This window comes from Enterococcus sp. DIV1444a (genome assembly GCF_051712125.1).
In the GTDB taxonomy this organism is placed as follows: Bacteria; Bacillota; Bacilli; order Lactobacillales; family Enterococcaceae; genus Enterococcus; species Enterococcus faecalis.
Map to the genome: position 1 here is coordinate 1,220,144 of NZ_JBIOOG010000001.1, position 21,022 is coordinate 1,241,165.

19 protein-coding genes and 1 riboswitch are annotated in these 21,022 nt (G+C 37.8%); of the genes, 17 read left to right on the top strand and 2 right to left on the bottom strand.

What is annotated here, in order from left to right:
* Positions 1 to 27 precede the first annotated feature (27 nt).
* The 8 genes from truB (at position 28) to IGI87_RS06120 (ending at position 6,072) form a co-directional block, all read left to right on the top strand.
* On the top strand, positions 28 to 948 hold the full coding sequence (gene truB / locus IGI87_RS06085) for a tRNA pseudouridine(55) synthase TruB (RefSeq protein WP_002357840.1): 921 nt from the start codon (positions 28 to 30) through the stop codon (positions 946 to 948).
* A gap of 25 nt (positions 949 to 973) precedes the next feature.
* Complete coding sequence (gene ribF / locus IGI87_RS06090) at positions 974 to 1,924, top strand: riboflavin biosynthesis protein RibF (RefSeq protein WP_438736460.1); 951 nt, start codon at positions 974 to 976, stop codon at positions 1,922 to 1,924.
* On the top strand, positions 1,924 to 2,520 hold the full coding sequence (locus IGI87_RS06095; RefSeq protein WP_438736461.1) for a GNAT family N-acetyltransferase: 597 nt from the start codon (positions 1,924 to 1,926) through the stop codon (positions 2,518 to 2,520). The genes ribF and IGI87_RS06095 overlap by 1 nt, the downstream gene beginning before the upstream one ends.
* A gap of 149 nt (positions 2,521 to 2,669) precedes the next feature.
* A complete protein-coding gene (locus tag IGI87_RS06100) occupies positions 2,670 to 2,993 on the top strand; it encodes a PadR family transcriptional regulator (RefSeq protein ID WP_280210313.1) in 324 nt (107 codons plus the stop codon).
* Between the two features lie 3 nt (positions 2,994 to 2,996).
* Positions 2,997 to 3,338: a DUF1048 domain-containing protein gene (locus IGI87_RS06105; RefSeq protein ID WP_280210314.1), complete on the top strand. Its 342-nt coding sequence runs from the start codon at positions 2,997 to 2,999 to the stop codon at positions 3,336 to 3,338.
* A 24-nt stretch (positions 3,339 to 3,362) separates the two neighbouring features.
* On the top strand, positions 3,363 to 3,623 hold the full coding sequence (locus IGI87_RS06110; RefSeq protein WP_002360471.1) for a DUF2087 domain-containing protein: 261 nt from the start codon (positions 3,363 to 3,365) through the stop codon (positions 3,621 to 3,623).
* Positions 3,624 to 3,782: 159 nt separating this feature from the next.
* Positions 3,783 to 4,958 (top strand): FtsW/RodA/SpoVE family cell cycle protein, encoded by a 1,176-nt coding sequence (locus tag IGI87_RS06115; RefSeq protein ID WP_438736462.1) that lies wholly within the window; start codon positions 3,783 to 3,785, stop codon positions 4,956 to 4,958.
* Positions 4,924 to 6,072, top strand: coding sequence for an FtsW/RodA/SpoVE family cell cycle protein (locus tag IGI87_RS06120; protein WP_104854610.1), 1,149 nt, complete (start codon positions 4,924 to 4,926; stop codon positions 6,070 to 6,072). The genes IGI87_RS06115 and IGI87_RS06120 overlap by 35 nt, the downstream gene beginning before the upstream one ends.
* Before the next feature lie 61 nt (positions 6,073 to 6,133).
* Here the strand turns inward: IGI87_RS06120 and IGI87_RS06125 are convergent, their stop codons facing one another.
* Both IGI87_RS06125 and IGI87_RS06130 read right to left on the bottom strand, forming a co-directional pair.
* Complete coding sequence (locus tag IGI87_RS06125) at positions 6,134 to 7,021, bottom strand: LysR family transcriptional regulator (protein WP_002357832.1); 888 nt, start codon at positions 7,019 to 7,021, stop codon at positions 6,134 to 6,136.
* Positions 7,022 to 7,044: 23 nt separating this feature from the next.
* Positions 7,045 to 7,920, bottom strand: a complete 876-nt coding sequence (locus IGI87_RS06130) for a LysR family transcriptional regulator (RefSeq protein ID WP_002382245.1) — start codon at positions 7,918 to 7,920, stop codon at positions 7,045 to 7,047.
* A gap of 252 nt (positions 7,921 to 8,172) precedes the next feature.
* Positions 8,173 to 8,343, top strand: a riboswitch (M-box (ykoK) riboswitch).
* Between the two features lie 112 nt (positions 8,344 to 8,455).
* Between IGI87_RS06130 and mgtA the strand changes: the two genes are divergently transcribed.
* From mgtA to IGI87_RS06175, 9 genes are all read left to right on the top strand, one after another.
* Positions 8,456 to 11,116: a magnesium-translocating P-type ATPase gene (mgtA, locus tag IGI87_RS06135; protein ID WP_438736463.1), complete on the top strand. Its 2,661-nt coding sequence runs from the start codon at positions 8,456 to 8,458 to the stop codon at positions 11,114 to 11,116.
* A gap of 242 nt (positions 11,117 to 11,358) precedes the next feature.
* Positions 11,359 to 12,507 carry a radical SAM family heme chaperone HemW gene (gene hemW, locus IGI87_RS06140; RefSeq protein ID WP_162782578.1) on the top strand — a complete coding sequence of 383 codons (1,149 nt, stop codon included), beginning with the start codon at positions 11,359 to 11,361 and terminating at the stop codon, positions 12,505 to 12,507.
* A 223-nt stretch (positions 12,508 to 12,730) separates the two neighbouring features.
* A complete protein-coding gene (gene hrcA / locus IGI87_RS06145) occupies positions 12,731 to 13,774 on the top strand; it encodes a heat-inducible transcriptional repressor HrcA (protein WP_002357828.1) in 1,044 nt (347 codons plus the stop codon).
* A 54-nt stretch (positions 13,775 to 13,828) separates the two neighbouring features.
* Positions 13,829 to 14,368 carry a nucleotide exchange factor GrpE gene (gene grpE, locus IGI87_RS06150; protein WP_113793896.1) on the top strand — a complete coding sequence of 180 codons (540 nt, stop codon included), beginning with the start codon at positions 13,829 to 13,831 and terminating at the stop codon, positions 14,366 to 14,368.
* Positions 14,369 to 14,427: 59 nt separating this feature from the next.
* The gene (dnaK, locus tag IGI87_RS06155; RefSeq protein ID WP_104854605.1) at positions 14,428 to 16,257 is read left to right on the top strand and encodes a molecular chaperone DnaK; all 1,830 of its coding nucleotides are present in this window, start codon (positions 14,428 to 14,430) and stop codon (positions 16,255 to 16,257) included.
* 114 nt (positions 16,258 to 16,371) lie between these two features.
* Entirely contained in the window at positions 16,372 to 16,494 is a 123-nt protein-coding gene (locus tag IGI87_RS06160) for a hypothetical protein (RefSeq protein ID WP_104854604.1), read from the top strand.
* 54 nt (positions 16,495 to 16,548) lie between these two features.
* Entirely contained in the window at positions 16,549 to 17,718 is a 1,170-nt protein-coding gene (gene dnaJ, locus IGI87_RS06165; RefSeq protein ID WP_002357822.1) for a molecular chaperone DnaJ, read from the top strand.
* A gap of 260 nt (positions 17,719 to 17,978) precedes the next feature.
* Positions 17,979 to 18,713, top strand: a complete 735-nt coding sequence (locus IGI87_RS06170; protein WP_438736464.1) for a metallophosphoesterase family protein — start codon at positions 17,979 to 17,981, stop codon at positions 18,711 to 18,713.
* Positions 18,714 to 18,810: 97 nt separating this feature from the next.
* Entirely contained in the window at positions 18,811 to 21,003 is a 2,193-nt protein-coding gene (locus IGI87_RS06175) for a Tex family protein (protein WP_438736465.1), read from the top strand.
* Positions 21,004 to 21,022 lie beyond the last annotated feature (19 nt).

A 21,022-nucleotide genomic window follows, 5' to 3' on the forward strand; every position in this document is an offset into this window, starting at 1 on the left:
AGTATTATCGGAACTGGAGGAACTATAATGGACGGCATTTTACCGTTATGGAAGGAACGTGGCATGACAAGTCATGACTGCGTATTTAAATTGAGAAAAATTTTACATACCAAAAAAATTGGTCATGGTGGGACGTTAGATCCAGATGTCGAAGGGGTCTTACCCATTTGCGTTGGCAAAGGAACGAAAGTGATCGAATACATGGTAGATTCTGGCAAAACCTATGAAGGTGAAATTACACTTGGATTTGCTACGACAACCGAAGACGTTAGTGGCGAAATTGTTGAAAAAAAACCAGTTACAACACCTCTGTCAACTGAACAAATTGATCAAGCAATGGCCGAAATGACGGGTGAAATCACACAAATTCCACCGATGTTTTCTGCGGTGAAAGTCAATGGTAAACGTTTATATGAATATGCCCGGAACGGGGAAGAAGTTGAACGGCCGCAACGAAAAGCAATGATTTATTCATTTGAACGCACTAGTGAACCAATTTTTAACGAATCCGCTCAAACACAAAGTTGGCGGTTTAAAGTGGTTTGCGGCAAAGGAACCTATGTGCGGACACTATCCGTGGATACTGGCAAAAAATTAGGCTATCCTGCCCATATGTCGGATTTAACTAGAACGGCAAGTGGCGGTTTGCAAGCTGCGCAATGCTTAACGTTAGAAGAAGTAGCTAAACAAATGGCTGCTGAAACAATCGATCAATGCCTGTTGCCCATTGAGACAGCAGTAGAACAATTTCCACGAATTGATCTATCAGATGAATTATATCAAAAAGTAAAAAATGGCATGCGTTTGCACAAAAAAGAATTAGGAATAAAGGCAATGCCAGAATCCCTAGTTGCTTTATTTTACCAAAATCAAGTGGTTAGTTTATACATGCCACACCCAACGCATGATAAATTATTGAAACCAAGTAAAGTTCTACGGAACAATTAAATAAAAAAGAAGGAAGTTTTTGCACATGCAAGTAATTCAACTACATCATCCCTATGAACCCAATCAAATTCCTAATGACGAAGTCGTGATGGTCCTAGGCTTTTTTGACGGTGTTCACAAAGGCCACCAAAAAGTAATTGAAACAGGCAAAAAGATTGCTGAGGAAAAAGGCTTGAAGTTAGCTGTGATGACCTTTAACCAACACCCATCAATCGTTTTTCAAAAAGTTTTACCAGAAAATATGAAATATTTAACTAGCTTGGAACAAAAAGAACGCCTAATGGCCAACTTGGGCGTTGATATTTTATATATCGTCGAATTTACTTCAGCGTTTGCTCAATTAAAACCGCAAGATTTTGTCGATCAGTATATCGTTAATTTAAATAGTGCAGTGGCCGTTTCTGGGTTTGATTATACGTATGGTCCTAAAGAAATCGCTGGAGTCAAACAGTTACCAACTTATGCGCAAGGCCGTTTTGAAGTGGTGACAGTACCGAAAGAAGAAATGACTGGTGCCAAAATTAGCTCAACAAGAATTCGCGAAAAAATGGAAGCCGGCGAGATGGAAGAGGTTACGGAATTGTTAGGATATATTTATGAAACAGAAGGAACAGTTGTCCATGGCGATGCTCGTGGTCGGTTATTGGGTTTCCCAACCGCTAATGTCAAAGTGAAAAGCACCGTGCGCTTACCAAGAATTGGCGTCTATGCTGTGCAAATCGAAGTTGGTGGCAAATGGTATGTTGGCATGGGCTCAATCGGTCATAATGACACCTTTGGAGAAGGGCGCGATTTAACCGTGGAAGTCTATATTTTGGACTTCCATCAAGATATCTATGGTGAGCAAGTGGTGGTTCGTTGGAATCATTATTTACGTGATCAAGTGAAATTCAATGGGGCTGAAGCCTTAATCGACCAATTAAAACAAGATGAACGAGACACGGCTGCCTATTTTCAACAATTTGAGGACAAATAATGAAGATTCGTCAAGAAAAACCTACAGAGTATCAAGCTGTAGAACGTTTAACGTATCAAGCGTTTAAGGAATTAAACTTGACCGAAAACTGGCGTCCCACAGAGCATTTTATCGTGCATTTATTAAGAGAAAGTGCTGACTTTATTCCGGAGCTGTCCTTAGTTTCAGAAACTGATCAAGGGAAATTAACGGGCCATATTATATCTTCAAAAGCTAAACTACGATTACCTGATTATACAGAAAAGACCGTTTTGACCGTTGGGCCGGTAAGTGTCCATCCAGAAGCGCAGAACATGGGCGTGGGCTCAGCGTTAATTAAGCGTTCTGTTCAGAAGGCCAAAGAATTAGGCATCGGCGGATTGATTATTCTGGGTCATCCAACTTATTATATGAAGTTCGGTTTTGTTCCAGCGACTACTTTTCAGATTACGTTACCAGAAAAAGAAACGTCAGAAGCACTATTGGCTTTGGAATTACTGCCAGGTTATTTTGGCATAAGTGGTGGGGAGTGGCACTTTTCAACATGCTTTGCTTATCCAGAAACACACCCTGCAGAATTAGAAACCTTTGAAGCAGGCCTCGGAATAAATGAATAAAGAATAATAAGACGCGACAACTACTAGTTAAGTACCGGTGGTTGTCGTGTCTTTACTACTTTTTATTACAAAGTAGTTGACAGAACCGGTACTCAGTATTATTATGTAGTGGTACATAGTACTAAAAAGTAGTGTAGGGAGGAAAAGCAGTGAAGCAGACAGAGTTGCTAAAAGGCATTTTAGAAGGTTTAGTTTTAGCCATCATCCAAAGGAAAGAAACATATGGTTATGAAATTACAAAAATTTTAAATGACCAAGGTTTTACTGAAATTGTTGAAGGAACCGTTTATACGATTTTACTCCGTTTAGAAAAAAATCAATGGGTTATAGCTGAAAAAAAGCCTTCAGAAAAAGGGCCAATGCGCAAGTTCTATCGCTTAACCTCATTAGGAGAAGCAGAACTCGCTGATTTTTGGCAGCGGTGGACGTTGCTTTCAAAACAAGTAAACAAGATGAAAAAAATGGAGGGATAAAGCATGTCAAATTTTAAAGCGTTAATCAAAAAAGTTGTTGGGGACAAAAAAGAGTACAAAGAATATAAACGACGGATTGCAGCATTACCAGAAGAGTATCAACAAGTATTCCAAGAAATTGAAAAATATGCGTGGCATTTTTCAGATCATAGCGGAACCAATATGTTCAATGCATTGACTAATTTACTTGATTTGTTTGAAGAAGGAGCTGCTAATGGAACACCTATCAAAAATATTACAGGAGAAAAAGTAGGCGATTTTGCTGAAACAATTGTCAATGAAGTCGCTGGCAAATGGACCGATAAACAGAAAGAAAAACTGAATCATCAATTTTCTAAACAATAGTCAAAACAAAAAAGGAGAATAAACATGGTTGAAAATTTTTTTAAAGAAGGAAAGTTGCTGGTTATTCCCAAGAAAAATGCGAAAAAAGTCCAAGTGTTTCAACGTGTGGCCAACCAATTTGAATTTGGGAAAGAATATACGGAAAAAGAAGTCAATCAGCGACTTAGAGAAATCTATGAAGATTATGCACTTTTGAGACGGTATTTAGTAGATTATCAGTATTTAGAAAGAGATAAGTTTGGAAAAATTTATCAGAAATGTGAGCAACACACAAAAATTATATAAATGATTTTTTTTATAAGTAGCGAAACTAGGTGAAATGAACCAAGTCTAGCTACTTTTTGTTATGTAATCTTAGTAATAGTTCTATAAAAAACTCTCTATTTGTTTTCTAACTCAGACTGGTAAGATTGATTTAATTAGAAAAAAGATAGAGGTGAGAGAATGAATCTACGTACTTTAGGTCTAACAAAAGTTCTTTTGACCTTTATTATATTGAGTATTATTGGCGCGTTAATGATTTATAGCGCCAGTAGCTATGACTTGCTGATGCAAGGCGTGAAGCCCACTGCTGTGTTTATTAAACAAGGCATTATTATGTGTCTGAGCTGGGTGCTAATGTTCGTGATCTACAAAGTTCGATTAGAAGTGTTATTTAACAAAAAAATTGCGATTGGACTGCTTTTAGTTTCGGTACTATTACTGCTAATGGTTCGACTACCCTTTTTTGGTGTAGCAGCGAACGGCGCACAGCGTTGGATTTCTCTCTTTGGGATTCAATTTCAGCCATCAGAACTTTGTAATTTTGCGATTATTTATTACTTGAGCTGTTATTTAGGTGAAAAAGAAAATGGCTTAACAACGAAGCAGTTAAGGAAACAATGGCTGTTTGTTTTGGTCGTTGCATTTTTAGTTTTAATTCAACCCAAAGTTGGCGGGGCCATTCTTATTTTAGTTATTGGCAGTGTCTTAATTTTCTCAGCAAGTATTCATGCAAAATTTAGTGTAATTGCTGCAGGGATTGTCGTTGCTAGCGCGGCGCTTCTTTCTAAAATAATTATTTTTCTAGGCGATCACCGCTACTTACCGCATTTTTTTGCGCATGTGTATGACCGCTTAGTTGTTTTGAAAAATCCTTTTTTATCCTTTCATGATCGCGGATTTCAGCCTTCAATGGCCTATTTAGCGATGTATAACGGTGGGTTTTGGGGTACCGGACTAGCCAATGGTATGGTAAAAAAAGGTGGCTTACCAGAAGGTCAAACAGATTTTATCTTTGCGGTAATTGTGGAAGAACTCGGTTTGATTGGCGGCTTACTATTGTTATTTCTTTTGTTATTTTTAGCGGCCTCGATTTTGCGGAGTAGTTGTGCAATAAAAAATCATTGTTACGGCTTGTTTTTGTTAGGGGTCGGGACCTTGATTTTAGCTCAAACGGCAATCAATATTGGTGGCGTTTTGGGTTTGATTCCAATGACGGGCATTCCCTTACCGTTTGTTAGTTACGGCGGGACAAGTTATTTAATCTTTTCAGTGGCATTAGGAATCGTCATTAAAATTATTGCAAACGAAAGGCGGCAGTTAAATGGTCAATACAAAAAAATTCAACTTACATCTTAATTATGATTTATTATTGCCCATTTTTTTACTTACACTTTTATCTTCTGGTGTGCAATATTGGATTGCCGTTAATGAAGGAAAAGACGGAACTGTGCCAGCATTAAAACAACTCTTCTTTATTTTTGTTGGCTATGCAGGCATGTTTTTAGCTAGTCGGCTGTCACAGAAATTTATTTGGAAAGTAGCTCCTTTTTTCTATGGATTTTCATTAATCTTGATGAGCGCTTTGTATTTTTCCTATGATCAAGGAATGTATTTATTGACGGGCACAAAGCGCTGGTTAGATTTAGGGTTTATTAAATTTCAGCCATCAGAAATTGCGAAAATTGCGTTTATTTTAATGTTGGCAAAAATTATTGTCCAACATGAGCAACAAGACTGGACCGATAAATGGCGTTCAGACAAGCAACTTCTAAAAAAAATCGTTGCGGTTAGTGTGCCTGTTTTTTTCTTGATGGCGGTACAAAAAGATTTTGGGACATCCCTTGTTTTCGTAACGATTATTTTATCTCTTTTAGTTATTTCAGGAATTGATCGCAAAATTTTAATTATTATTTTCAGTGCTTTAGCAACGTTAGGCGTGGTCTTGATTCTGTTAGTCTTTACAGAGTGGGGGCACAAAGTACTTTTCTTTTTACATTTTAAACAATATCAATTGGATCGAATTTTAGCATGGATTCATCCCTATGATTATGTCGATAAAATCTCCTACCAACAAGTACAGGGCTTATTAGCAATCGGTTCGGGTGGTTTATTTGGCAAGGGTGTGCATGGGATTGAAGTGTATGTTCCTGTTCGTGAGTCTGATATGGTTTTTACTTTTATCGGGGAAGCCTGGGGCTTTGTGGGCAGTGCCACCGTTGTTTTTCTCTACTTTTACTTGTTCTATCAAGTTTTAGTAGCTGGTTTGCGAAGCAATTCGCGTTTTTGTATGTACATCTGTGTCGCCCTCATCTTTTCGCTGGTTTTTCAAACGGTTGAGAATATCGGTGCGGTAATTGGACTGTTACCGTTAAAAGGGATTCCGCTTCCGTTTTTAAGTCAAGGAGGCACTTCGTTAGTGATGGCTATCACTTCTTTAGGCTTTGTCAAAGGAAGAGAAGCCGCTATCTGAAAACACAAATAAAAACCAAGACTGGAACTCGCTTGCCGACAAGCTCTAGTCTTGGTTTTTACTATTGAAATTGTTTTTGGCATTCAGCCAAAAGTTGTTGAAGTTGTCGACTCATGTAACGTTCCTTTAAATAATACACCGCCATGTTTCGTTTAGGTAGTTCTTGGTAAGTCAGTGTATGGATCGAATTGTCTAAAAGTTGAATATTTGTGTATTCGGGGACAATAGCGAAACTATCGGAATGAGACACCAAGTGAGTAATAAGTGAAAGAGTATCCACTTGAATGACTTTCTCTGGAGAAAAATTAGAAAATGTAGTATCTAGCCAATTGGTTAATTTGTTTTGCTCGGAAAATTCGGTATTTAAACGGACGAAGGGGTACATTGTTAGTTCCTTTAAAATTTCTTCCGTCGTAGCTTTTGCCAAAGCTGGATGATCGTTTCTTAAAATGAATTGATAGTTTGCTGTAAATAAATCAATTTTACCAATATGCTCAGGCAATGGTAAGTCAGCAAAGGAAATACCAAAATCTGCGTCCATTGTTTCCAAGGATTGAAGAATATTTTCTGTAATAATAGTGTGGACTTGTAAGTTGGATGAACGATCCGTTAATGTTGTCATCAGTAAGTCATTCAATTTATATTCTAAATCACAGAGATAAGTGGCTACATAAATATGGTTGGAAGAATGATTAATTTCTTTTAGCTCTTCTTCAATTGAGACCAACTCATTGGTGATGCGCCAACAATATTTTTCTAAAATTAATCCAGCTGGTGTTAAGGTAGTAGTTTGGCCTTGGCGATTAAAAAGTTCCGCGCCTAACGTTGCTTCAAGAATTTTTATTTGCTTACTTAATGCAGCTTGAGAAATTGCTAAATTTTCGGCTGCTTTAGTAAATTGTTTCACTTTGCATAACTCTAAAAAATAATGTAAACGAAATAGTTCCATGGGAATTCCTCCTTTTTCTATTCCTAGAATAAATAACGTAATTGTTCGAATAAATAACGGTGTGCTTCACAATGTCCGTGATGATTATTCTGAACTAAATAGATGGCTCGTTCTGGACTATCTTCCAGAGGAATACCAACTAAGTTACGTCTGTTTAGTTCATCAGTGAGTGAATAAGGAAGGATGCTACAGGCTTTTTCTCGTTGGACCATGTCTAAGACTAAATGAAGAGAAGGGAGTTCGATGACGATTTGCCGATTTTCCCAATTGATTTTACGTTCCCAACGTTTAAACACTTTTTTTTCATATACTTGATCGGAATATGCAGCAAAAGGTAAAGAACGAATTTCGTCAATCGTCACGCTATCGGCATGGGCTAAAGGATGATTTTTATTGACACAAAGGAGATAGCTTTCTGTATAAATTAATTCTTTCTCTAATGGAATCGAGGTATCCAAAAATATCCCAATCCCGATGTCAATTAAATCTGTTTCCAGGGCTGTTTCAAGATCGTAATAATACTTAAAATCAATACTTACATACGGATAGGATTGATTAAATAACAACAAGACTTCTCCAAATGCTTTATCTATATCAATTAAGTTTGTTCCAATCCGAATGGTCGTTGTCGATCCTTGGGTAACTAATTCATTAATCTCTTCTTGCGCTTCCTTAATGAGTGCAAAAATCATTTCTGTTCGTTTGGCGACGACTTCGCCTGCTGGAGAAAGCCGACAATGTTTCTTGTCTCTTAAAATTAATGAAGCACCTAATTCACGTTCCAACTCCTTGAGCTGGGTACTTAAATAAGGTTGACTCGTATGGAGCTTTTGAGAAGCTAAAGTAAAGCTCGCATACTTTGAAACTGCCATAAAATATTCTAGTTGTTGTAATTTCATTTTCCTCACCGCCGTTTCTTTAACTATACAAAAAATAGCAGAAGAAAAGCTTCTCGACAAGGCTATCTGACGGTCTTTAGATTAATTTAACCAGTTATGATTCTATGAATAAATACGAATCATACCAGAAAACCATAGTAAACAAGCGGATTGTTTTTCTTTTTGTTACAGAATGGACAAAAAGTTATCTGCTAAAAACTTTTTCTATATCGTTATTTTTTTAGGGAAGAATTATACTTGCTGTTGTAATTAAATAAGATTTGTTAGGTGAGGCTCCTATACAAACATAGGCTACTGCCCAAAAATGTCGAGAGACGCCAATGGGTAGAACAGGAACTGTCGAATGAAGGCTTTTCTTAAGGTAGCTAAAAGCAATCGCTTTTTACGTTGTATAGTGCTAAAGCTCAACGATAAGAACGATTATTCTTTGACACGTTGAGTTTTCAGCGTGTCTTTTTTGTGGAAAGGGTGAGGGAAATGGAAGATGAACCGAACGTCAATTCAAGTCAACAGCAGATAAATGAGGTGAAAGAAAATGGAAAAGAAAATGCGTCACTTGGGCCATGACTACAGTTACAAAAAGTTTGCCCACGCAGAAGTAGAAAAAGTTTTACAACGTTTTGGTTCAACTTGGGATGGAATTAAGCACCAAGATATTGAAGAATTACAAGAACGTTATGGCCGTAATAAAATTATGAATGAAAAAAAAGCTTCACGGCTGCGACTTTTTATAAAATCGTATATCACGCCGTTTACTTTGGTGTTATTAGCACTAGCAACGATTTCATTTTTTACAGAATATGTCTATGCTGCGCCAGAGGAAAAAGATGTTACTGGTGTGTTAATTATGTTAGCGATGGTCATATTAAGCGGCACGATGAGTTTTGTCCAATCAGTCAAATCAAGCAATGCAGTTGAAAAATTACAAAATATGATTAAAGTTACAGCGACAGTCATTCGTGACAAGAAGCAAATGGAAATTCCTATTGAGGATGTTGTGTGTGGCGACTTAGTCCAACTATCCGCTGGCGATATGATTCCAGCCGATTTACGATTAATCCAATCTAAGGACTTATTTGTGTCCCAATCATCCTTGACTGGAGAGAGTTTTCCCATTGAAAAACACGCGACTCATCAAAAAGATAGTGATCAAATTGATACAGAATACGACAATCTTTTGTTTTTAGGAACAAATGTCATTAGTGGCACTGGTTTAGGCATTGTCATTAAAGTTGGTAATCAAACATTATTCGGACGGATGGCTTCTGATAACGGAGAAGAGCAGCAGCAGACGAGTTTTGAAACAGGAATTAATAAAACAACGTGGGTGCTGATTCGCTTTATGCTGGTCATTACGCCAACTGTTTTTCTAATTAATGGGTTAACAAAAGGCGATTGGGTGGAAGCGTTAATGTTTGCGATTGCCACAGCTGTCGGCTTGACACCAGAAATGTTACCCATGATTGTAACAACCAATTTAGTCAAAGGTTCTCGAGAAATGGCTAAAGAAGGCACGATTATGAAAAATGTCAATGCCATTCAAAATTTTGGCGGGATGGATGTACTTTGTACGGATAAAACAGGCACCTTGACACAAGATAAAGTAATTTTAGAATACCATTATAATATTGGTTGCCAAGAAGATCAAAAAGTCTTGGATTTAGCATTTCTAAACAGTTATTTTCAAACGGGCTTACGTAATTTAATGGATAACGCCGTTATTCAAGCGGCGACACAAGAAAGTGATATACAGTCAGATGATTTTTATAAAGTAGATGAAATTCCTTTCGATTTCAATCGACGTCGAATGAGTGTGATTATCAAAGAATTTAAAACGCGAGAAACACGCCTAATTACCAAAGGTGCGGTTGAAGAAATGCTCTTGGTCTGCACACAGGTACTTTTAGATGGCGAAATTGTGCCCTTAACAGAGACGCTGCGTCAAAAAATTACCAAAGACGTTGAAGCTTTGAATCGGGATGGTTTGCGCGTTCTAGCAATTGCCGATAAAAAAGTCGAAGCGGCTGAATGGGAGTATACAACTAAAGATGAATCAGAGTTGATTTTACAAGGCTATCTTGCTTTCTTAGATCCGCCGAAAGAAACAGCGGCGGCAGCTATTCAAGCCTTGCACCAACATAATGTAGCTGTGAAAGTATTAACGGGTGATAATCAGTATGTGACGCATTCTGTTTGTAAAGAAGTTGGTCTGGCTGGTGAAAAAATTATTACAGGTAATGAACTTCAACAATTAAACCAAGAAGAATTAAGAGAAACCGTTCAAGCGTATAATATTTTCGCCAAAATTACGCCGGACCAAAAAGTTCGCATTGTAAATGCATTAACTGAAAATGGTCAAACTGTTGGCTTTTTAGGTGATGGAATAAATGATGCTGGAGCAATGCGCGCTGCTGACGTAGGAATCTCTGTTGATACTGCTGTCGATGTGGCGAAAGAATCGGCGGATGTAATTTTATTGAGAAAAGATTTAATGGTTTTGGAAAAAGGAATTTTATCTGGACGGCGCGTGTTTACGAACACGATGAAGTACGTCAAATTAACAGCAAGTTCTAATTTTGGCAATGTTTTTTCCGTGATCCCAGCAAGTATCTTTTTACCATTTTTACCGATCGCTCCGATTCAATCGCTATTATTAAACCTAATTTACGATACTTCGTGTATGTCAGTTCCTTGGGACAAAGTAGATGAAGAATACGTAGAAAAACCAAAAAAATGGGAACCAAAATCAATTGGTAATTTTATGCGTTGGTTTGGTCCGACGAGTTCTATTTTTGATATTGTTACCTATTTATTTATGTATTTCATTGTGTGTCCTGCTATTCTAGGTGGCTCATTTTTTGAATTAAGTGGAGCAGATCAATTGCTCTTTATTGGTATTTTCCATGCAGGCTGGTTCATCGAGTCCTTGTGGTCCCAAATGCTCGTCTTGCATTTCCTACGAACAGAAAAAATACCTTTCCTTCAAAGTAGTGCTTCTGGAATTATGACGTTAGTCACTACAGCAGGGATTGTTTTTGGCACTGTTTTACCTTTTACCGCTTTCGGTGCAGAACTAGGATTTGTCGGTTTATCACCAAGCTATTTCTTGTATTTAATCCCGACAATTGTTGCTTATTTGGCACTGGTTGCGTTCATTAAAGTTCTATACGTCAAACGTTACGGTCAATTACTGTAACTGATTTGTACTATTATATATAGAAAAAATTTTTACTTTTCTTCCAAGATTGAGGAGTTGTCGGTTTTTATGACAGCTCCTCGTTATTGTTTAAAGAGACTGTGAGAATTTTTTTATGGATTTATTTGTCATTTACAGTTAGTATGGCTAGTAGAGACTTTCCAAAAAGAACGAGCTTTTTGGTATTAAGGAGATAAAACGAGCTAATGACCAAAACAAACCAAATTTCAACTTCAACGCCGATGTTCGATCGGTCGGCCTATATTCATATTCCATTTTGTGAGCATATTTGTTATTATTGCGATTTTAACAAGGTCTTTTTAGAAGGACAACCAGTTGATGAATATATTCAGAGTTTATTAAAAGAAATTCAACTTACGCAAGCATTGTATCCAGAACAAGAAATGAAAACCATCTATATTGGCGGAGGCACACCAACTTCATTATCAGCGAAACAGTTAGATGTGCTACTAAAAGGGGTTCGCGAACAGTTAACGTTTGATGACCGAAATGAATTTACGGTGGAAGCAAACCCTGGTGATTTAACCCAAGAAAAATTACAAGTCATGAAAAACTATGGCGTCAATCGTCTTTCGATGGGCGTTCAGACATTTGATGATCGCTTGCTCAAAAAAATCGGTCGCAAGCACACCGCCGCAGATGTTTATGAAACAATGAAATTTTTAGAGAAAGAAAATTTTACCAATGTCAGTATTGACTTAATTTATGCTTTACCTGGACAAACATTGGAAAGTTTTCGCGATACTTTGACAAGAGCCTTAGCATTGGACTTGCCGCACTATTCGCTTTATTCATTAATTCTTGAAAATAAAACAATGTTTATGAACTGGGTTCGTCAAGGACGGTTACAGCTGCCTGAAGAAGAAATCGAAGCACAAATGTTTGACGAAACGATTGAAGCAATGGAGAAAAAAGGACGTCATCAATATGAAGTCAGTAATTTTGCTTTAACAGGAAAAGAAAGTCAACATAATCTGGCTTATTGGAATAATGACCACTACTATGGATTTGGCGCAGGTGCCAGCGGCTATCTTGGGCAAACTCGTTATAAAAATCACGGCCCAATCCAGCATTATTTGAAACCCTTGCGAGAAAATCAATTGCCAATTGTAGAGACCGAAGAATTAACTCGTTTAAATCAAATAGAAGAGGAGTTGTTTTTAGGCTTACGTAAAAAAGTAGGCATTTCTAAACAAAAATTCCAACAAAAATTTCAGGAACCAATTGAAGCAATTTATGGAGAGGTCATTCAACGCTTAATCGAAGAAGAATTATTAATTGAAGAAGCAGATATCTTACGTTTAACGAAAAAAGGACTATTTGTGGGGAATAATGTTTTTGAAGCATTTTTGTTAAGTGAAAAAGAGTGAAAAATAAAAAAATCAGCGAAGTGTGACAAAGCATTTCGCTGATTTTTTATTAAAAAAGTTGGTATTAATGGTTTTTGAAGGTGATTTGCAGTAATTAGCACTCTTGTTTGAAGAGTGCTAAAAAGTTGCGTATTTCCCTTGACAAAAAGGTAAGGACTTGTTATATTAGTATATGTAGTTAGCACTTAGGTGTTAAGAGTGCTAATGAAGGGTGGTAATAACGATGATTACAGAAAGACAACAAAATATCTTGAGACTTATCATCCAAAATTACACGAACACGGGCTTACCTGTCGGTTCTAAGAAATTGATGGAGGATGGCATTGCCTCTAGTTCTGCCACAATTCGTAATGATATGAAAGCATTAGAAGAATACGGCTTATTAGCTAAGACCCATTCTTCTTCGGGGCGAATCCCCTCAATGGCTGGTTATCGTTACTACGTGGATCATCTTTTACAACCAACACAAGTAGAAGAGAACGAACTTAGAAGAATCCGTCAATCTTTTGGAAAAGAATTTCACGAGATTAATGATATTATTCGACAATCAGCTGAAATTCTATCAGAATTGACAAGTTATACTGCTTTTTCATTAGGACCTGAAGTGAAAGAACGGAAATTAACCGGCTTTCGAATGGTTCCTTTGAATGATCGGCAAGTCCTTGCTATTATAGTGACAGATAAAGGCAATGTTGAAAACCAAGTATTTGCCATTCCTGCCGCTGTTTCTAGCCAAGATCTTGAAAAAATGACACAAATCATCAATGATAAGTTGGTTGGACAACCTTTGTTGACCGTTTATCATCGTTTGCGGACGGAGATTCCGATGATTTTACATCGCTATTTCCAAACGCCAGAAGGAATGATGAACTTATTCGATGAGATGTTAGGACATGCCTTTGAAGAAAAAGTCTTTGTCGGTGGTCGCATGAATTTGTTAGATTTTGGCATCAAACAAGATATTGAACAATTGAAATCTGTCTATTCCTTTATGCAAAATTCTGATGAGCTGACGCATTTATTAAATGGTTCTGCAACAACAGAAAATCCAATTGTTTTTCGTATCGGCTCAGAAATTGGTAACAATCTCTTAGAAGATATGAGCATGATTACTGCTACGTATGAAGTATCAGGACATGGCAAAGGAACAATTGCCCTGCTAGGACCAACCAGTATGCCGTATTCAAAAATATTCGGTTTGGTAGACACGTTTCGACATGAGCTAGCTTCACAACTAGGTGACTATTACCGTTTTTTAGGTAATTAAGCAAACCTTGTTAGGATAAGAAGTAGATGCATAAAGAGAAAGGAAGTTGCTGAAGTGAGTAAAAAAGAAGAAAAGCAAGAAGAATTACAAGAAGAAATGGAAGCTGTTGATGCTGCTGGCGTTTCTGAAGTAGAAGTTGAAGCAACAGAAATCGAAAATCTTAAAGCAGAGCTTTCCGAAATGGAAGACAAGTTCTTGCGGGCAAGAGCCGAAATTGCTAATATGAGCAATCGAAATAAAAACGAACGAGAATTATTAGTTCGTTACCGCTCACAAGATTTAGGTAAAAAGATTTTACCAGCTATTGATAATTTAGAACGAGCAATGGCTATTGAAGTATCAGATGAACAAGGTGAAAGCTTGAAAAAAGGTATTTCGATGGTGCTAGAAAGTATTACTGTGGCTTTAAAAGAAGAAGGCATCGAAGAAATCCCAGCAATGGGTGAAACCTTTGACCCAAATTTACATCAAGCCGTTCAAACAGTCCCTGCTTCTGAAGAAAGCCCTGCAGATACCATTGTTGAAGTTCTACAAAAAGGGTACAAATTACAAGACCGTGTGTTACGACCATCAATGGTCATTGTTGCACAATAACAAACGTTAATTAAAAATATATTATTATAGAAAACTAATACAGATTGGAGATATTCACTATGAGTAAAATTATTGGTATTGACTTAGGAACAACAAACTCAGCTGTCGCAGTACTAGAAGGCGGCGAAGCGAAAATTATTGCAAACCCAGAAGGTAACCGCACAACTCCTTCAGTCGTTTCATTCAAAAACGGTGAAATTCAAGTCGGCGAAGTAGCAAAACGTCAAGCTGTTACAAATCCTAACACGATTTCATCTATTAAACGTCACATGGGTGAAGCTGGCTATAAAGTTGATGTTGAAGGAAAATCATACACACCACAAGAAGTTTCTGCAATGATCTTACAATATTTAAAAGGTTTTGCTGAAGACTATTTAGGTGAAAAAGTTGAAAAAGCAGTTATTACAGTTCCTGCATATTTCAACGATGCGCAACGTCAAGCAACAAAAGATGCTGGTAAAATTGCTGGCTTAGAAGTAGAACGGATCGTTAACGAACCAACAGCAGCAGCTTTAGCTTATGGTTTAGATAAAACAGACAAAGATGAAAAAATTCTTGTCTTTGACCTTGGTGGTGGTACATTCGACGTGTCAATCCTTGAATTAGGCGATGGCGTTTTCGATGTATTATCAACAGCCGGTGATAACAACCTAGGTGGGGATGACTTTGATAATAAGATCATTGACTACATGGTTGCAGAATTCAAAAAAGAAAATGGCATTGACTTAGCTAACGATAAAATGGCATTACAACGTTTGAAAGATGCTGCTGAAAAAGCGAAAAAAGACTTATCAGGTGTAACAAGCACACAAATCAGCTTGCCATTTATTACTGCTGGCGAAGCAGGACCATTGCACTTAGAAATGAACTTAACTCGTGCAAAATTTGATGAATTAACAAGTGATTTAGTTGAACGTACAAAAGTACCAGTACGTCAAGCCTTGAAAGATGCTGGTTTAAATCCTTCTGAAATCGACGAAGTTATCCTAGTTGGTGGTTCAACACGTATTCCAGCTGTAGTTGAAGCTGTTCGCAAAGAAACAAACAAAGAACCAAACAAATCAGTTAACCCTGACGAAGTAGTAGCAATGGGTGCGGCAATCCAAGGTGGCGTAATCACTGGTGATGTTAAAGACGTTGTCTTATTAGACGTAACACCGTTGTCATTAGGTATTGAAACAATGGGTGGCGTATTTACAAAATTAATTGATCGTAACACTACGATTCCAACAAGTAAATCACAAGTCTTCTCAACTGCTGCTGACAATCAACCAGCTGTTGATATTCACGTATTACAAGGTGAACGTCCAATGGCCGCTGATAATAAAACATTAGGTCGTTTCCAATTAACAGATATTCCTGCGGCTCCTCGTGGTGTGCCACAAATTGAAGTAAGCTTTGACATTGATAAAAACGGGATTGTAAATGTTCGTGCGAAAGACTTAGGCACTCAAAAAGAACAAACAATCACGATTAAATCTTCTTCAGGTTTATCTGATGATGAAATCGAACGTATGGTGAAAGATGCTGAAGCAAACGCTGAAGCAGATAAACAACGTAAAGAAGAAGTTGATTTACGTAACGATGCAGATGCTCTATTGTTCACTGTTGATAAAACATTGAAAGAATTAGAAGGCAAAGTTGATGCTGAAGAAGTGAAAAAAGCAGAAGATGCGCGTGATGAATTAAAAGCAGCCATCGAAGCAAACGATATCGAACAAATGAAAGCAAAACGTGATTCATTAAATGAAATCGTCCAAAACTTAACAGTAAAACTTTACGAACAAGCTGCGCAACAACAAGCACAAGAAAATCCTGAAGCTGCCAAAGGTGGCGCTGATGATGTTGTTGATGCTGATTTTGAAGAAGTAAAAGGTGATGACAAATAATCAATAACAATTGATTTTAGGGACTGGATCATTAGTACAATGACTAATGTCCCAGTCCCTTGTCTTTTGTGAGAAAATCAACCGCAATCAAGTTAGCAAGAAACTATTTAGGTTTTGAAAGAACTGTGGTATGATTACAACGATGTTAAACAAGCTGAAAATACCTATTTGCAGCTAGTAACACTGATTCAAGGTGTGATAGATAATCCAACCAGAGAGACCGAAATCAATCGATGAATTTGGCTGGTTCTAAACACATTGTAAAGTTTGAAGAAAGTTGGAGGGAAGTCAATGGCGACGAAACGAGATTATTATGAAGTGCTAGGATTAGCAAAAGGTGCTTCAGATGATGAAATTAAAAAAGCATACCGCAAACTTTCCAAAAAGTACCATCCAGATATTAACAAAGAAGCCGATGCGGAAGAAAAATTTAAAGAAGTTTCTGAAGCGTATGAAGTATTAAGTGATCCACAGAAAAAAGCGGCCTATGACCAATATGGCCATGCAGGAACTGATCCTAATTACGGTGGCGGCGCTGGTGGCTTTGGCGGTTTCGGTGGCGGCGGATTTAGCAGTAGTGGTTTTGGTGGATTCGAAGATATTTTCGATTCATTCTTTGGCGGCGGTGGTGGCCGTTCTGTTGATCCGAATGCACCAAGACAAGGCGCCGATTTACAATATACAATTCAATTGAAATTTGAAGAAGCTATTTTCGGTGTCGAAAAAGAAATTAAGTACAATCGAGAAGATACTTGTGCAACCTGTGGCGGTAATGGTGCCAAACCAGGGACACACCCAGAAACTTGTCATAAATGTCATGGCTCTGGAACAATCAATGTTGAACGTCAAACGCCATTAGGTCGTATGATGAGTCGTCAAACTTGTGATGTGTGTCATGGAACAGGAAAAGAAATTAAAGAACCATGTCCAACTTGTCATGGCACAGGTCATGAGAAAAAAGCACATACTGTCAAAGTAAATGTGCCTGCTGGAGTAGAAGACGGCCAACAAATGCGCTTAGCTAACCAAGGAGAAGCGGGTACCAATGGTGGACCATATGGTGATTTATATGTAGTCTTTCGTGTTGAAGATAGTGACATTTTCGATCGAGATGGCGCAGAAATCTACTATGATTTACCAGTAAGTTTTGTTCAAGCGGCTCTAGGTGACGAAGTAACTGTACCAACTGTTCATGGTGACGTGAAATTAAAAATTCCGGCTGGAACACAAACTGGCACAAACTTCCGCTTAAGAGGCAAAGGTGCGCCACGTTTACGTGGTGGGGGCAATGGTGATCAACACGTGAAAGTGAAATTAATAACACCAAAAAATCTTAATGAAGAACAAAAGGATGCCCTACGAGCTTTTGCAAAAGCTGGCGGACAAAATGTAACTGAACAACAAGAAGAAGGCTTCTTTGATAAAATGAAAGATGCGTTTGGCGGTAAGAAGAAAAAATAGACCAAACGAGCGCTAGCGCTTGGTTAAATGAATCAGAGACAAAAGCTGTTAGCTCAAAGTGTTTATCACTCTTGAAGGCCAAATTGTAACGAGTAATTGCAGGCGTTGCTTTTGTTCAGCTGATTATTTTAAGATTTAAAGAGTAGGACATAAGTCGTTTTGACTTATGTCCTATTTTCGTTTTTTATTTCCAAACATTTTACGAGAATATTTTAAAATTTAGCGTATACTTAATATAAGCAAGTTAGGAGGGCTTATTTATGAAACCATATGTTTATGTAATCAGTGATATTCATGGACAAGCAGATTTGTTTGATGCCTTACTCACAGACTATGACCCAGTTGAGCATCAGCTAGTTTTAATTGGTGATTTAAACGACCGTGGTCCGCATTCTAAAGCCTGTTTTCTCAAAGGAAAAGAACTTGTCGAGCAATACGGCGCTGTTTATTTACGAGGCAATCATGAAGAATATTTTTTGCAGTTTCTTCAAGATCCAGAGGACTGGTTTGCAGGATATGTTCGCAATGGTGGCAAGGAAACAATTGAAAGTCTCTTGCATCCAGGAGCTACTGCAGAATACTCACCAACAGAAATGGCTTTAATGATTCGTAGTCGCTATCCAGAGTTAATTGATTTTTTAACAAAACGACCGCTTTATTTTGAATGGCAGCATTACCTATTTGTTCATGCCGGTGTCGATTTAACGATGAAAGATTGGCGGCAAACAGCACCTAAGGATTTTTTATGGATTCGCGAACCCTTTCATCAAGGGAAAAATAATACAGGCAAGACCATTGTTTTTGGTCATACCATTACCCCAATGTTGCATGGTGATATGCAGACTACGGACCTTTGGCAAAGTGATGGAAAAATTGGGATAGATGGTGGTGCTATTTTTGGTGGCTCGGTTCATGGTGTGATTTTTAATGAAAAAGGGATTGTCCAAGATATCGAATATCAAAAACGCACTCCCGCGTGGCAACCAGAATTTTGATGCCTTAATCGTGCGAATCAGTTACCTCACTTCTATATTTAGAAGCAAAAATATGCTAAAATAGATAAGTATGCATAAGAAAAGAGGTATCTAGTTAATGGCAGAAGCTTATAACGAAGAAGTAGTAGCGCTACTTCAAAAAGAATTGACAACGTATCGTTCAAAACAAATAACAACGGTTTTAACTTTATTAAATGAAGGAAATACAGTTCCTTTTATTGCCCGCTACCGGAAAGAAATGACCGGAAGTTTAGATGAAGTCCAAATCCGTGAAATAGAAGAACGTTATCATTATTTACAAAACTTGAAAAAACGGAAAGAAGAAGTTCTCCGTTTAATTGAAGATCAAGGAAAACTAACAAAAGAACTCAAAACAGATATTCAAAAAGCAGTGAAAATGCAACAAGTGGAAGATTTGTATCGACCATATAAACAAAAACGTCGGACTAAAGCGACTATCGCGAAAGAAAGAGGGTTAGAACCATTAGCAGATTGGTTACTCTCTTTACCTGAAAATGCGGATATCTTAGCCAAAGCGGCTACTTTTATTAATGAAGAAAAAGAAGTTGCAACCGCCGAGATAGCCTTGCAAGGTGCTCATGAAATTTTAGCAGAACGCATTAGCGATGAACCAAAATACCGAACATGGTTACGTGATTATATGGTTAAGCATGCGCAATACGTGAGCATAGTTAAGGACGAAGAAAAAGATGAAAAGCGAACCTATGAAATGTATTACGATTTTGCAGAACCAGTTAGCAAAATGGTGCCACACCGCGTCTTAGCAACGAATCGTGGTGAAAAAGAAGATATTCTAAAGGTTTCCCTTATCGCTGATGAAACAAAAATTAATGATTATTTCCAACGTCAACTAATCGGCAAACAAGCAACAAGTTTAGCTGCTCCATACATTGAGGCTGCTTATTTAGATAGCTATAAACGATTCATTGGACCAGCGATTGAACGGGAGATTCGCAATGAATTAACAGAAAAAGCAGATGAACAAGCGATTGCGATTTTCGGTGAAAACTTACGTAATTTATTATTACAGTCACCACTTAAAGGAAAAGTTGTTCTAGGATTTGACCCGGCCTATCGGACAGGCTGTAAATTAGCAGTTGTCGATGAAACTGGTAAAGTTTTAGCAATTCAAGTGATTTATCCACATAAACCAGCGACTGCTGCAAAACGTGAAGCAGCTGGTCCAGCCTTTAAAAAGATCATTGAAGACTATCAAGTGGACATGGTAGCTATTGGAAACGGAACGGCAAGTCGTGAATCTGAATTGTTTGTGGCGGAGCAATTAAAAGCGGTGAAGCGTGACGTCTTTTACGTGATTGTTAATGAAGCAGGGGCTTCCGTTTACTCTGCGAGTGAAGTGGCTCGTAAAGAATTTCCAGATTTGCAAGTCGAAGAACGAAGTGCAGTCAGCATTGCCCGTCGTTTACAAGATCCGTTGGCAGAATTAGTAAAAATTGATCCCAAAGCAGTCGGGGTCGGTCAATATCAGCATGACGTATCGCAAAAACGTCTTGCCGAACAATTGGATTTTGTTGTGGAAACTGCAGTAAACCAAGTTGGTGTCGATGTGAATACAGCGAGTGCTCAACTTTTACAACATATTTCTGGCTTAAATAAAACAACGGCGCAAAATTTAGTCACTTACCGTGATGAAAATGGTGTCTTCACAGCACGAAACCAAGTCAAAAAAGTACCTCGTTTAGGACCAAAAGCATTTGAACAAGCAATTGGCTTTTTACGAATTCCTAATGGCAAAAATGTGTTAGATAATACTGGAATTCACCCAGAAAGTTATCCAGTAGCACAAGCAATTTTAGAAAAAGCAGGGATTGCTTCTAAAGAATTAGGGACATCAGAAGCTATCGAAAAATTGAAACAGTTACCCGTGAATCAATTAGCTACTGAGTTAGAAGTAGGTTCAGAAACACTCACGGATATTATTGCTAGTTTAATCCAACCAGGACGTGATATGCGCGATGAGATGTCAGCGCCACTTTTACGTAAAGACGTGTTGACGATGGAAGATTTGAAACCAGGAATGGAAATTCAAGGAACTGTTCGAAACGTAATTGACTTTGGTGCGTTTGTTGATATTGGTGTGAAGCAAGATGGCTTAGTCCATATTTCTAAGTTAAGTACTAAATTTGTTAAGCACCCAACGGATGTTGTTGCGGTCGGTGATGTAGTCACAGTTTGGGTAGAAGATGTTGATTTGAAAAAGGGGCGTATTAGTTTAACTATGTTGCCTCGTGCGGATAGAAAAGACTAGCAATGAAGGAACCTCAACC